We start from the raw sequence: 13,180 nt of genomic DNA, 5'->3' as shown, positions 1-13,180 counted from the left end.
CGCAATTATATCAGCTTATAATCGCCGGGCACTGCCTGGCAGGTGCAAGTTTTGCTTGAGCGCCATTCAATTCTCTTCTGGAGCCGTTTTTTCGATGCACTCCCTGTCTCCCATCGTGTTGGTATTGCTGGTCGCCGTGCTGGCGGTGACCGCGTGCCGCAGTCTGCGCGTACCACCCATGCTGGGTTACCTGGTGGTCGGTTTCATGGCCGGCCCCGGCGTGATGAGCCTGATCCCGCAGGGCGAGGAGACCGAGTTCCTCGGCGAAATCGGCATCGTGTTCATGATGTTCTCCATCGGGCTGGAGTTCTCGCTGGCCAAGCTGAAGGCGATGCGGCAGCTGGTGTTCGGCATCGGCCTCGCGCAGGTGCTGCTGACCCTGTTCCTGATCGGCGCCATCGTGTGGTGGCTGACCGGCAGCCCGCTGGCCGGCTTTGCCGTCGGCGGTGCGCTGGCGCTGTCGTCGACGGCCATCGTCAGCAAGCTGCTGTCGGAGCGGCTGGAAATGGCGCAGCCGCACGGCCAGCTGGCGATCGGCGTGCTGCTGTTCCAGGACCTGGCGGTGGTGCCGCTGCTGATCCTGCTGCCGGCGTTTGCGGCCAACTCTGACCGGCTGTGGATGGACCTCGGCCTCGCGCTGGTCAAGGTGGTGGTGGTGATGAGCCTGCTGCTGGTGTTCGGCCAGCGGCTGATGCGACCGTGGTTCCATCTGGTGGCGCGGCAGCGCTCCGGCGAGCTGTTCACCATCAACGTGCTGCTGGTGACGCTGGGCATCGCCTTTCTCACCCAGCTGGCCGGCCTGTCGCTGGCGCTGGGTGCCTTCGTCGCCGGCATGCTGATCTCGGAAACGGAGTACCGCTTCCAGGTGGAGGAGGACATCAAGCCGTTCCGCGACATCCTGCTCGGTTTCTTCTTCGTCACCGTCGGCATGAAGCTGGACATCGGCGTGCTGCTCGACCGTGCCGGCGACATCGGCGTGATGCTGCTGCTGTTGCTGCCGGTGAAGCTGGCGGTGGTGTACCTGCTGGCGCGGTTGTTCGGCCATCGTGCCAGGGACAGCCTGAAAGGCGCGCTGGCGCTGGCGCAGGGCGGCGAATTCGGCTTCGTGCTGCTGGCGCTGTCCGGCAACCTGGGGCTGATCTCGTCGCCGGTGGAGCAGTCGGCGCTGGCGGCGATCGTGCTGTCGATGCTGGTGGCACCGTTCCTGATCCAGCACGCCGAGCGCATCTGCAGCCGCCTGATCAAGCAGGACTGGGCGCTGCAGGCGGTGGACCTGCACCAGGTGCTGGTGCAGAGCATGGCCAAGGACGAACACGTGATCATCTGCGGCTATGGCCGCAGCGGCCAGTCGCTGGCGCGCCTGCTGGAGGCGGAGGGCATTTCCTTTTTCGCGCTGGACATGGATCCGGAGCGGGTGCGTGAGGCGGGCGAGGCCGGGGACCCGGTGGTGTTCGGCGATGCCGCCAAGCGCGAGGTGCTGATGGCGGCCGGCGCGATGCGCGCCAAGACGGTGGTGATCACCTTTGCCGATACCCATGCCTCGGAGCGCATCATCCACATGGTGCACGACCTGCGCCGCGACCTGCCGGTGATCGTGCGTACCATCGACGATTCCGACATCACCCGCCTGCGCGAAGCCGGCGCCGACGAGGTGGTGGCCGAGGTGATGGAGGGCAGTCTGATGCTGGCCTCGCACGCGCTGATGGTGATGGGGGTGCCGATGAGCCGCGTGCTGCGCCGCATCCGCACCGTGCGCGAACAGCGCTACAGCCTGTTCACCGGCTTCTTCCGCGGCGCCAGCGACGAACTGGACGGCATCGACGACAGCGATCAGCCGCGTCTGCTCAGTGTGCAACTGGTGGCCGGTGCTCACGCCATCGGCATGCCGCTGGGCGGGGTGAAGCTGGACAGCCTCGGCGTCGGGGTGCGCGGCATCCGCCGTCGCAACGTCCGTCTCGCCCACGTGGCGGCGGATTCGGAATTGCAGGAAGGCGACGTGCTGGTGCTGCTCGGCCGGCCGGCGGCGCTGGCGCAGGCGGAGGCGCTGCTGCTGCAGGGCTAGTGGCACGGACTGTTGCCGGAGATGGCGGCCAACCTTGGTCTCAGGGTTGGCCGCCATTTTTTTAGGGGCGGTGCGGCGTCGCGACGCCGGGTTTGACGGCGGAGGGCGGTGCGCATGGCGCGGGCGGGCGGTTGCTGAGCGTCGACAGCAGCAGCGTGCCCAGTGCTCACCCCGCGGTACCGATGGGCCTGCAGCTGTCAGCATGGTGAGCCGGATGGCCTCGTCTGCCTGCGGTACAAAGCATTGCGGCCAACCTTGATGCCAAGGTTGGCCGCAATCAATGCTTCGTGCCCGGCTGCGTCTACGGTGCCGGCTTGACCGGCAGGATGCTGGTGATCTGCTTGCCCAGTTCCTGCTTCAGCACCTGCTGTTTCTCGCCCTCGGTTTTCTTGCCCTTGACCATGGCGTTGAAATCCAGCGAGTACACCGGCTGCTGCAGCGGGCCGGTTATCTTCAGCGGGATGCTGATGCCGCCCAGCCTGGCGAAGGCGCTGGGGTTGGCCTGCACGTCCAGCGTGTAGTCGATGATGCTCTGCGTCAGGTCGAACTTGCCGCTGCCGCGGACATTGACCAGCGACGACGCCAGCTTCATGTCCTGGTTGCGCGCCACGCCGTCCTGCAGCTCGAACTGTGCCGACAGCGCGGAGAAGGTGGTTTTCTGGTCCGGCGCGGTGCTGACCGGGCCGTTCCAGCGTTCGCTCTCGCCGGGCAGGTCGCGCAGCGCGGCGACGAGGTCGATACCGGTCAGCGCGCCGCGCTCCAGCCGCGCGGCGACCTTGCCGTTGAGGGTATTGCGCAGCGCCTGCAGCGACTGCCCCTTCGCCTCCAGCTGCACCCAGCCGTTGCCGCTGCCTTCGATGCGGCTGAAGGCGAACAGGTCCAGCATCAGCGGCCGGATCTGCATCCCGGTCAGCTCCTGCTGCAACGTCAGCCGCGGGATGCGCTCGCGGAACAGCGTGGCACGGCCGGTGAGGTGGCCTTCGTAGATGTCGGCGGTGAGGTTGTCCAGCTGCAGCTGCTGCGGGGTGCCGGTGACATCCGCGTTGATGCCGTTGACGCGGAAATTGCCGACCGCCAGCTCGCCGATGGCGAGCTTGCCCTGCACATTGATGAAGTCCATCCAGTCGAGGCGGAACGGCTTGTCGTTCTGGAACAGCGCCACCGCCTGCTCCGCCTTCTGTTCCGGCAGGTAGCGGTTGAGGTCGAGCTTGCCGATCGACAGCGTCGCCTCGTGGCGCGGCGCGACAAAGCCGTACTGGGTGATGGTGGAGGCGAGCTTGGCGCCGTCCAGCTCGCCGCTGACGCGCAGGTTGAGGCGGCTGTCGGCGAGGTCGCCTTCCAGCGCGCCCTGCAGCGTGGCGCGCAGTTGGCCGCGCGGCAGCTCCGGCGTTTTCAGGTGTGCCGACAGCGTCAGCGGGCTCATGCTGAGCAGGCTGAACTGCGCCAGCTTCAACGGCGCCTGCACCACCATGTTCAGCGAGTGCGGGCCGACGCTCCACGAGAAGTCGTTATTGCTGCTGGCGGCGAACAGGCCGTTCTGGTTGAGCTGCAGCTGTGCCAGCCGGCTGCTGAAACGGTACTGCGTGCGCTGGTAGCTGATGTTGCCGCTGAGGCTGGCCGCCGGCGTGCTCAGTTCGCTGAGGCTGGCGCTGACGGTGGGGATCAGGATCTCGCTGTGGCTGCTCGGCTTGGTGGTGTCGATGGCGACCTTCAGCGCTTCGCCCTGCGCCAGCAGCGTGGCCAGGTTCAGCTGCAGCTTGCCGCTGGCGTTGACGCGGATCTCGCCCAGCTCTTCGCTGCTGCTGATGGCGGTGGCGCTGAATTGCGGAATGTCGATCTGGTCGTCGTTGCGGGTGAACGGCGCGGTTAGCGACAGGTTCACCAGCCGGCCGCCGCTTTGCAGGCGGCCGCCGAACGCCATCTGCGCATTGGCGCGCAGTTCGTCGGCCAGCAGGCTGGCGTCCTCCAGCTTCAGCAGCTGGCCGTTGACGCGATCCTGGTATTCCAGGCGGGTGCCGTTGATGGCCAGCGAATCGAGGTTGAACATGAACTTGCTCGACGGGCGGCTGCGCAGCAGGTCGGCAAAGTTGAGGCTGCCGTCAGTCTGCCGCACCACGGTCAGCTGCGCGTCGTGCAGCGCGACATGGGTGATTTCCAGGCGGCCGAACAGCAGCGGCAGCCATGCCAGCCGCGCCTCGATCTGCGCGACGTGGGCAAACGGGGTCTTGCCGTCCTGTTCGCTGACGCGTACCTCGCTGATTTCCAGCCCCGGCGACGGCAACAGCATCGGCGAAATGGTGCCGCCGATGCTCAGCGTGCGGCCGCTGTCGGCCAGCGAACGCTCCAGGTTGCGGCGCGCGCTGTCGGCGTCAAAACGGGTAAAGAACAGCGTCAGGATGGCAACGAACAGGATGCCCAGTGTCAGCAGCGTATAGACGGAGATTTTGAGCCATAGCCGGCCGGAGTTCCAGTTCATGGGCGTGCGGTTCTGGGACGGTCAAAGGGGGAGGGCGGTCATGGAGCGGGTGAAGGGAATCGAACCCTCGTCGTAAGCTTGGGAAGCTTCTGCTCTACCATTGAGCTACACCCGCACAAGGCGAGCGCAGAGTATACGCATAGCGGGTGCGCCTTGCAACGCAGCCGTGGCCGCCAGCGGTTTCCCTGCGCCGGAAGACATGGTATTTTCGCCGATTGTATTCCGTATACAGGACCGCCCCAGCCGACATGGCCGTGGGCGGTCGTGGCTTTCTGACAAGGCCATGCGTTCTTTCCTGAGCGGGCGGCGGCGCGCAGTCAACCGGTACTGCGCCTGCCTGGCCCGCGACGGACAGCCTACCCGGCTGCAGTCATCCGCTTGCCGGCAGCAATCATGCCGGCTGGCGGCTGCAACGAGCGCCAGACGAGCCGCCCGGTTCACCGACCCGGCGGTTTCTTGCGCAGCCGGCTATCCGCCGGCGGTTTTCGTTCCGTTTTTGAAAAGAAGTGGTGTATGGCTAGATCTCAATGGGGCTCGCGCCTCGGTTTCATCCTGGCGGCAACCGGCTCGGCCATCGGCCTGGGCGCAATCTGGAAATTCCCCTACGTGGCCGCCACCAATGGCGGCGGGGCGTTCCTGCTGATTTACTTCCTGATCTGTCTCAGTGTCGGCCTCGCGCTGATGCTGGGCGAAATGGCACTCGGCCGCGCCGCCGGCAACAGCGCGGTCGGCACCTTCCGCGATCTGCGCGGCGGCCGCTGGCCGCTGGTCGGCTTCGTCGGCGTGCTGGTGTGTTTCCTGGTTTACTCTTTCTATAGTGTGGTCGGCGGCTGGACCATCGCCTATATCGGCAAGTCGTTCGGCGGCGAGATCCTGACTTCCGACGCCAAGGTGCTGGGCGATATCTTCAACGGCTTCATCACCGATCCGGCGCAGCCGCTGCTGTATCACGGGCTGTTTGCCGGCCTGACGCTGGCGGTGGTGATCGGCGGCGTGCAGAAGGGCATCGAGAACCTGTCGAAATTCCTGATGCCGGCGCTGTTCGTGCTGATGCTGGTGCTGATCGCGCGCGCGCTGACCCTGCCCGGTGCGATGGAAGGCTTGCTGTACTTCCTGACCCCGGACTTCTCCAAGGTCAGCGGCAGCATGCTGGTCGATGCGATGGGGCTGGCGTTTTTCTCGCTGTCGCTGGGCATGGGTATCATGATCACCTACGGCTCCTACGTCGATAAGGAGGCCAACCTGCTCAGCTCCTCGCTGTGGGTGATCGCGCTGACGGTGCTGACCTGCTTCCTCGCCGGACTGATGGTGCTGCCGGCGGTGTTCGCCTTCGGTTTCGATCCGTCGGCCGGCCCGGGGCTGACCTTCATCACCATGCCGGCGGTGTTCGCGCAGATGGTGGGCGGCCAGCTGTTTGCGGTGCTGTTCTTCTTCCTGCTGCTGGTGGCGGCGCTGACCTCGTCGGTGTCGCTGCTGGAGGTGGTGGTCAGCTTCGTGATCGACGAGTTCAAGGTTGGCCGCAAGGCGGCGGCGCTGGGCGTGTCGCTGCTGGTGTTCCTGCTCGGCATCCCGGCGTCGCTGTCGCTGGGCATCTGGAGCGAGTACACCGTGTTTGGCCTCGGCTTCTTCGACCTGCTCGACTTCCTCACCTCCAAGCTGCTGATGCCGGTGGGCGAGGTATTGCTGGCGATCTTCGTCGGCTGGAAGGTGTGGCCGGTGATCGAGGCCGAGCTGTCAGCCGGCGAGCGGGTGCCGGCCTGGCTGCGGGCGATGCGCGGCTTCTGCCGCTACGTGGCGCCGGCGCTGATCGCCGGCATCCTGGTGCACAATCTGTAACCGTCTCTTGCGGCGTGGCCTCCGGCTCGGAGCCACGCCGTTTTTCCGTCTGCCCGCCATCGCGGGCGACGCCTATCATTTAGTCATTGTTGTCAGGAGTACCTGTGATGAAGCGACTGCTCATTCTCTATACCGGCGGCACCATCGGCATGGACCACACCCCAGAGGGGCTGGCGCCGGTGCCCGGCTTCCTGCCGCAACAGCTGGCGCGGCTGGCACGCGACGGGGTGAGCTGGGAGGTGCGCGAATACGCGCCGCTGCTGGACTCGTCGGCGATCACGCTGGCCGACTGGCAGCGGCTGGTGGCCGATATTGCGGCCAACCATGACGCCTTCGACGGCTTCGTGGTGATCCACGGGACCGACACCATGGCCTATACCGCCAGCGTGCTGGCGTTCTGCCTGCAGGGGCTGGCCAAGCCGGTGGTGGTCACCGGCTCGCAGCTGCCACTGGTGCACCCGCGCAGTGACGGCTGGGGCAACCTCGCCGACGCGATCGAGGCCGCCTGCCAGAGCGAGCTGCACGAGGTGGCGATCAGCTTTAACCGCCTGCTGCTGCGCGGCGTGCGTGCGCGCAAGCTGGACGCCGCCAGCTTTGCCGGCTTCGACAGCCCCAATGCGCCGCCGCTGGCGCAGTTCGGCATCCAGCCGCAGTGGCACCGCGCCAGCTGGCGCCAGGCCAGCGGTCCGTTCCGGCCGCAGCTGCCGGTCAGCCCCGACATCCGCTGCGGCATGCTGCTGCCCGGTGCGATGGCGGCGGCATTCGGCCGCTGGCTGGCGCAGGACACGCCCGACGCGGCGATCCTGCTCAGCTACGGCAACGGCAACACCCCGGCCGACGCAGAATTGCTGGCCGGGGTGCAGGCCGCCAGCGCCAAGGGCTGCGTGGTGCTGAACCTGACGCAGTGCGTGCGCGGTGCGGTGGCGGTCGGCGCCTACGCGGCCAGCCAGCCGCTGGCGCAGGCCGGTGCGGTGGCCGGTGGCGACATGACGCCGGAGGCGGCGCAGGCCAAGCTGCTGTGGCTGCTGTCGCAGCCGCTGAGTCCCGCAGAAGTCCGCGCGCGACTGGCGGAAGACTGCCGCGGCGAGCTGACGCCGGCTGCCTAAAAAACAGGCGACGGCTTTTTCTGCCTGTCGGATCAATGGCTTGCGGTATTTGTCCACAGGCCGCCCACAGCGCTATGCAGTCCGGCCGTGGGTAAATCGCCGCCACTGCCTGTTTTTTGTGCAGTGCGCGGTTTGCCCTTTGCCATCAGTCAGTTAGCGCAGTTGTCCACAGCGCGTACACATGCCGCCCACACTGCTGTCCCCGCAGCGTGTGGGCGTTTTCCGTGTGGCCGGTGCACAGCGTATAATGGTGGCTTATGTTGCCGACTTATCCCGTGCCGTTACGGCTTGCCATTGTCGGGCCGGAGTCCTGCGGCAAGAGCACGTTGGCCGCCGAGCTGTGTGCCGCCTTGCAGGCGCAGGGCATCGCCGCCGCGTGGGTGCCGGAGTACGCGCGCGAGTATTACGCCGCGCGCGCCTACCAGGTCAGCCCCGCCGACATCCTGGCGATTGCCCGCGGCCAGCTGGCGGCCGAAGCCGCCGCCGCGGCCAGTGGTGCCCGCGTGTTGCTGTGCGACACCACGGTGCTGACCTGCCGCATCTGGGCCGAGGTGGCGTTCGGCAAGGCCGAGCCGGCGCTGCGGGCGCTGGACCGGCCGCAGGACTACGCGCTGACGCTGCTGGCCTGTCCTGACATCCCGTGGCAGCCGGACCCGCTGCGCAGCCATCCGCAGCAGCGCGACTGGCTGTTCGGCCTGTATCAACAGGCGCTGGCCGACGCCGGCGTCACGCCGCTGCTGCTGGCCGGGACGCGGCAGGCAAGGTTGGCCGCAGCGTGGCGCGCGCTGCAGCAGTGGCTGCCGCAGCTGCCCAATTTTTGAACAGCCGCGACTTTTCCCTGTCTGATCAGGAGCTTGTGGCGCTTGTCCACAGCCACTCAACAGCCCTGTCCCGTCGCGGTGTGGAAAGTCTGGCGTGATTGCCCAAAAAATGGGCAGCGTAAAAATGACTAATTTGATCAATGGCTTGTGCCGCTTATGCACAGGCCACTCACAAGGCTGTCAAAAGACAGTGTGCAGAACATGAACGAAATCTTTGAATTGCGCGGTGAATACATCGCGTTGTGTGATTTGCTCAAGACCACCGGCATCATGGAGACCGGCGGCATCGCCAAGCAGTTCATTGCCGAGGGCAATGTGCTGGTCGACGGCCAGGTCGAGCTGCGCAAGACCAACAAGATCCGCGCCGGGCAAGTGGTGTCCGGCGACGGTTTCGAGATCAAGGTGATCGCGGCGTGAGCGTGACGGACGACGTGTTCGACCCGATGCCGGAGGCACCGGAAGCGCCGAGCGACGACATGTGCTGCGGCAGCGGCTGCGATCCCTGCGTGTGGGACACCTACAATGCGGCGGTGCAGCTTTACCGCCGCCAACTGGCGGACTGGCAGGTGCGCGAAGCGACACGCCAGGCGGCCAAGCCCGGTAACTGACATGGCGAGCATCGACTTGCACTTTCATTCCACCGCCTCCGACGGCGGCCTGCCGCCGGCAGAGGTGATCCAGCGTGCCGCGGCGCGCGAGGCCAGCCTGCTGGCGCTGACCGACCACGACTGCACCGCTGGGCTGGCCGAGGCGCGCGCCACGGCGCTGGCCGCCGGCGTCGATTTCCTCGACGGCGTCGAGGTGTCGGTGACGTGGAACGCGCGTCACACCGTGCACATCCTCGGCCTCGGCATCGACCCGGACAACGCGGCGCTGTGCGCCGGGCTGCAGTCGATCCGCGACGGTCGCGTCGAGCGCGCGCGGCAGATGGGCGAATCGCTGGCCAAGATCGGCATTCCCGGCGTCTTCGACGGCGCGATGCGGCTGGCGGCCAATCCGGAGATGATCGGCCGTACCCACTTTGCCCGCTACCTGGTGCAAAGCGGCGAGGTGAAGGACGTCAAGAGCGTGTTCCGCAAATACCTGACCACCGGCAAGCCCGGCTACGTGGCGCACGAGTGGGCGACGCTGGAAGACGCGGTCGGCTGGATCCGCGGCGCCGGCGGCATGGCGGTGATCGCCCATCCCGGCCGCTACGACATGGGCCGCACCCTGATCGAGCGGTTGGTGACCGATTTCAAGGCCGCCGGCGGCGAGGCGCTGGAAGTGGTCAGCGGCAGCCACAGCCTGGACGACATGCTGCGCTTCGCGCTGGTGGCGCAGAAGCACGGCCTGTACGCCAGCGCCGGCAGCGATTTCCATGCCCCGGGCGAGGGCGGCCGCGATGTCGGCAGTACCACCGACCTGCCGCCGATCTGCCAGCCGATCTGGCAGGCGCTGGCGCCACGCATCCACCGCGCTGCGGCCAACGTTGAGGAGTAGCCGATGTCGCAATTTTTCATGATCCACCCGGAAACGCCGCAGGCGCGGCTGATCCGCGAGGCGGCCAAGATCATCCGCGAAGGCGGGGTGGTGGTGTATCCCACCGACTCCTGTTACGCGCTGGGTTGTCATCTTGGCGACAAGAAGGCGATGGAGCGGCTGCTGGCGATCCGCCAGCTCGACCTCAAGCACCACCTGACCCTGGTCTGCGCCGACCTGTCGGCGCTGGCCAACTACGCGCGGGTGGACAATGCGCAGTTCCGCCAGCTGAAGGCGGCGACGCCGGGCAGTTTCACCTTCATCCTGCAGGCTAGCCGCGAGGTGCCCAAGCGCACGCTGCACCCCAAGCGCGCCACCATCGGCCTGCGCGTGCCGGATCATCCGGTGACGCTGGCGCTGCTGGAGGAACTGGGCGAGCCTATCCTGTCCTGTACCCTGCTGTTGCCGGGTGACGCCGAGGCGCTGACCGATCCCTACGAAATCCGCGAACGGCTGGAACATCTGGTCGATCTGGTGATCGATGGAGGCTGGTGCGGCACCGAGCCAACCACCGTGATCGACATGACCGACGGCATCGAGCTGATCCGCCGCGGCAAGGGCGACCCGGCGCTGCTGGGCCTGTAACCCGACAAGGAAACCCTCTTGGAAGAACTGAACCTGATCCAGAAGATCGCCATCTACGCACTGCCGGTGCTGCTGGCGATCACCCTGCACGAAGCCGCCCACGCCTACGCCGCCAAGCGCTTTGGCGACGCCACCGCCTACATGATGGGGCGCATGACGCTCAACCCGCTGAAACACATCGACCCGGTCGGCACCGTGCTGCTGCCGCTGCTGTCGGTCGTGATCGGCGGTTTCCTGTTCGGCTGGGCCAAGCCGGTGCCGGTCAATTTCGGCGCGCTGCGCAATCCGCGTGTCGGCATGCGCTGGGTGGCCGCCGCCGGGCCTGCGGCCAACCTTTTGATGGCCATCATGTGGGTGCTGCTGCTCAAGCTCGCCATCGTGATGGACAACGACTACAGCCGGCCGCTGGCGCTGATGAGCCAGGCCGGTATCGGCATCAACGTGGTGCTGATGGTGCTCAACCTGATGCCGATCCTGCCGCTGGACGGCGGCCGCATCGTGGAGAGCCTGCTGCCGCGCCGGCTGGCCTACAACTTCTCGCGGCTGGAGCCGTACGGCATGTGGATCCTGCTGGCGCTGGTGTTTACCGGCCTGCTGTCCCCGATCCTGCGTCCCTTTACCACCATGGTTTACGAGCTGCTCGGCTTTTTGCTCTGAGCCTTAACCTGTCACTCACGGAACCCGACACACCATGTTTGCCAACCGCATTCTTTCCGGCATGCGCCCGACGGGCAGCCTGCATCTGGGCCACTACCACGGCGTGATCAAGAACTGGGTCGAGCTGCAAACCCGCCACGACTGCTACTTCATGGTCGCCGACTGGCACGCGCTGACCACCAACTACGACGAAGTCGCCATCATCGAGAAGTCGATCTGGGAAATGGTGATCGACTGGCTGGCCTCCGGTGTCGATCCGGAACAGGCCACCATCTTCATCCAGTCCAAGGTGCCGCAGCACGCCGAGCTGCACCTGGCGCTGTCGATGGTGACGCCGCTGGGCTGGCTGGAGCGGGTGCCGACCTACAAGGACCAGATGGACAAGCTGAACCACAAGGATCTGGCTACCTACGGCTTCCTCGGCTATCCGCTGCTGCAGGCCGCCGACATCCTGGTGTACAAGGCCGGTCTGGTGCCGGTCGGCGAAGACCAGGTGCCGCACATCGAGTTGACACGCGAAGTGGCGCGCCGCTTCAACAACCTGTACGGCCGCGAGCCGAACTTCGAGGAACTGGCCCGCGCGGCGGTGAAGAAGATCGGCAAGGCCGGCAAGCAGTTCGAGCAGCTGCGTACCCGCTACCTGCAGGACGGCGACGGCGAGGCGCTGCTGGCCGCGCGCGAGCTGCTGGCCGCCAGCCAGAACCTCGGCAACAGCGACCGCGAGCGGCTGCAGGGCTATCTGGAAAACAAGGGCAAGATCATCCTGCCGGAGAGCGAGGCCCTGCTGACCGAGGCGTCGAAGATGCCGGGGCTGGATGGCCAGAAGATGTCCAAGTCGTACAAGAACACCATCACCATGCGCGAGACGCCGGAAGAGGTCAGCAAGAAAATCCGCGCGATGCCGACCGACCCGGCGCGGGTACGGCGCACCGACGCCGGCAACCCGGACAAGTGCCCGGTGTGGCAGCTGCACGAGGTGTACAGCAGCGACGACACCAAACAGTGGGTGAAGGCCGGCTGTACCAGCGCCGGCATCGGCTGCCTGGACTGCAAGCAGCCGGTGATCGAGGCGGTGGTGCGCGAGCAGCAGCCGATGTTCGAGCGCGCCGAGAAGTATCTGGCCAACCCGAACCTGGTCAAGGAGATCGTGTTCGAAGGCTGCCACAAGGCGGAACTGGTGGCGCGCGAGACGATGAAGGAAGTGCGCGAGGCGATGGGGCTGGGTTACTGATCGCCGCCACAGGCCGCCTCGTTGCGGCCAACCTTGCAACACAAAACCCCCGTCGGTGGAAACCGGCGGGGGTTTTTGTCGGCCATGCGGCACAAGGTTGGCCGCAACATTGCGACCAACTGCTCAGTCGTTGAGGCCGAGGAAGCTGCGCAGGCGCGCCTCGATGATGCGCGGATTCTCGCCGTTGGCGATGGCGATCAGCCCTTCCAGCGTCAGCTCCTTGAGGTTGACCTCCAGGCTGATCAGGTTTTTCAGCTTGTTGGCGATCGGCAGCAGGAACAGGTTGGCGATGCCGACGCCGTACACGGTGGCGACAAAGGCCACCGCGATGCCGCCGCCGAGCTTGGACGGGTCGGACAGGTTCTCCATCACATGGATCAGGCCCAGTACCGCGCCAAGAATGCCCATCGTCGGCGCGTAGCCGCCGGCGGATTCCCAGATCTTGGCCGCCTGCTTGCGCGCGTGCTCGAAGATGCCGATCTCGGTTTCCAGCACGTCGCGGATGATCTGCGGCTCGGCACCGTCAACCAGCATCTGCAGCCCCTTGCGCACGAACGGGTCCTTCTGGTTGTTGATATAGCCTTCCAGCGATAGCAGGCCGCCGCGCCGCGCCGCCTGGCTCCAGCTGACCAGGTCGCGGATCAGTTTTTCCTGGTCGTGCACCGGCGGGCGCAGCACCCAGCCGGCCATGCGCAGGCCGGTGAGGAACTGCTTCGGCGTCGACTGCAGCATCACCGCGCTGAAGGTGCCGCCGATGACGATCATGAAGGCGGTGACCTGGATCAGCGAGCCGATGTGGCCGCCTTCCAGCGCTTGTCCGGCCAGGATGGCGGTCAGGCCGCCGATGATGGCAATGAGGCTAATTTTATCCACAGGCTATGGTTT

The 13,180-nt window shown here is 66.2% G+C and carries 12 protein-coding genes and 1 tRNA gene; 10 read left to right on the top strand and 3 right to left on the bottom strand.

The genetic code is table 11. The features are described 5' to 3' along the window. Positions 1–94: 94 nt before the first annotated feature. On the top strand, positions 95–2,062 hold the full coding sequence (locus tag NOM55_RS11315) for a cation:proton antiporter (RefSeq protein WP_047966191.1): 1,968 nt from the start codon (positions 95–97) through the stop codon (positions 2,060–2,062). A gap of 301 nt (positions 2,063–2,363) precedes the next feature. Here NOM55_RS11315 and NOM55_RS11310 read toward each other — a convergent pair whose 3' ends face one another. After that, a complete protein-coding gene (locus NOM55_RS11310; protein WP_120812092.1) occupies positions 2,364–4,538 on the bottom strand; it encodes an AsmA family protein in 2,175 nt (724 codons plus the stop codon). 41 nt (positions 4,539–4,579) lie between these two features. Next, positions 4,580–4,653 (bottom strand) — tRNA-Gly (locus NOM55_RS11305). Positions 4,654–5,051: 398 nt separating this feature from the next. Here NOM55_RS11305 and NOM55_RS11300 point away from each other — a divergent pair. The 9 genes from NOM55_RS11300 (at position 5,052) to NOM55_RS11260 (ending at position 12,295) form a co-directional block, all read left to right on the top strand. Next, positions 5,052–6,374, top strand: a complete 1,323-nt coding sequence (locus NOM55_RS11300; RefSeq protein ID WP_255908650.1) for a sodium-dependent transporter — start codon at positions 5,052–5,054, stop codon at positions 6,372–6,374. 107 nt (positions 6,375–6,481) lie between these two features. Next, the gene (locus NOM55_RS11295; RefSeq protein WP_255908649.1) at positions 6,482–7,480 is read left to right on the top strand and encodes an asparaginase; all 999 of its coding nucleotides are present in this window, start codon (positions 6,482–6,484) and stop codon (positions 7,478–7,480) included. 275 nt (positions 7,481–7,755) lie between these two features. Then, a complete protein-coding gene (locus NOM55_RS11290; protein ID WP_255908647.1) occupies positions 7,756–8,301 on the top strand; it encodes an ATP-binding protein in 546 nt (181 codons plus the stop codon). A gap of 201 nt (positions 8,302–8,502) precedes the next feature. Then, positions 8,503–8,718, top strand: a complete 216-nt coding sequence (locus NOM55_RS11285; protein WP_120812230.1) for an RNA-binding S4 domain-containing protein — start codon at positions 8,503–8,505, stop codon at positions 8,716–8,718. Then, a complete protein-coding gene (locus NOM55_RS11280; RefSeq protein WP_255908646.1) occupies positions 8,715–8,909 on the top strand; it encodes an oxidoreductase-like domain-containing protein in 195 nt (64 codons plus the stop codon). The genes NOM55_RS11285 and NOM55_RS11280 overlap by 4 nt, the downstream gene beginning before the upstream one ends. Before the next feature lies 1 nt (position 8,910). Next, complete coding sequence (locus tag NOM55_RS11275) at positions 8,911–9,783, top strand: 3',5'-nucleoside bisphosphate phosphatase (protein WP_255908645.1); 873 nt, start codon at positions 8,911–8,913, stop codon at positions 9,781–9,783. A 3-nt stretch (positions 9,784–9,786) separates the two neighbouring features. Further along, a complete protein-coding gene (locus tag NOM55_RS11270) occupies positions 9,787–10,407 on the top strand; it encodes an L-threonylcarbamoyladenylate synthase (RefSeq protein ID WP_047966185.1) in 621 nt (206 codons plus the stop codon). A gap of 18 nt (positions 10,408–10,425) precedes the next feature. Then, positions 10,426–11,064 carry a site-2 protease family protein gene (locus NOM55_RS11265; protein WP_255908644.1) on the top strand — a complete coding sequence of 213 codons (639 nt, stop codon included), beginning with the start codon at positions 10,426–10,428 and terminating at the stop codon, positions 11,062–11,064. Between the two features lie 34 nt (positions 11,065–11,098). Further along, complete coding sequence (locus NOM55_RS11260) at positions 11,099–12,295, top strand: tryptophan--tRNA ligase (protein ID WP_255908643.1); 1,197 nt, start codon at positions 11,099–11,101, stop codon at positions 12,293–12,295. A gap of 123 nt (positions 12,296–12,418) precedes the next feature. Here the strand turns inward: NOM55_RS11260 and NOM55_RS11255 are convergent, their stop codons facing one another. Continuing rightward, positions 12,419–13,168: a flagellar motor protein gene (locus tag NOM55_RS11255; RefSeq protein WP_047966182.1), complete on the bottom strand. Its 750-nt coding sequence runs from the start codon at positions 13,166–13,168 to the stop codon at positions 12,419–12,421. Positions 13,169–13,180: the final 12 nt, after the last annotated feature.

The organism is Vogesella sp. AC12, assembly GCF_024437575.1.
GTDB lineage: Bacteria > Pseudomonadota > Gammaproteobacteria > Burkholderiales > Chromobacteriaceae > Vogesella > Vogesella indigofera.
This window is presented reverse-complemented; position numbering and strand designations above follow the sequence as displayed.

What these genes read in the sequence shown, in the direction of transcription:
- NOM55_RS11315 (WP_047966191.1), top strand. Translation starts at nt 95, where the DNA reads ATGCACTCCCTGTCTCCCATCGTGTTGGTATTGCTGGTCGCCGTGCTG.
- NOM55_RS11270 (WP_047966185.1), top strand. Translation starts at nt 9,787, where the DNA reads ATGTCGCAATTTTTCATGATCCACCCGGAAACGCCGCAGGCGCGGCTG.
- NOM55_RS11300 (WP_255908650.1), top strand. Translation starts at nt 5,052, where the DNA reads ATGGCTAGATCTCAATGGGGCTCGCGCCTCGGTTTCATCCTGGCGGCA.
- NOM55_RS11285 (WP_120812230.1), top strand. Translation starts at nt 8,503, where the DNA reads ATGAACGAAATCTTTGAATTGCGCGGTGAATACATCGCGTTGTGTGAT.
- NOM55_RS11310 (WP_120812092.1), bottom strand. Translation starts at nt 4,538, where the DNA reads ATGAACTGGAACTCCGGCCGGCTATGGCTCAAAATCTCCGTCTATACG.
- NOM55_RS11275 (WP_255908645.1), top strand. Translation starts at nt 8,911, where the DNA reads ATGGCGAGCATCGACTTGCACTTTCATTCCACCGCCTCCGACGGCGGC.
- NOM55_RS11295 (WP_255908649.1), top strand. Translation starts at nt 6,482, where the DNA reads ATGAAGCGACTGCTCATTCTCTATACCGGCGGCACCATCGGCATGGAC.
- NOM55_RS11260 (WP_255908643.1), top strand. Translation starts at nt 11,099, where the DNA reads ATGTTTGCCAACCGCATTCTTTCCGGCATGCGCCCGACGGGCAGCCTG.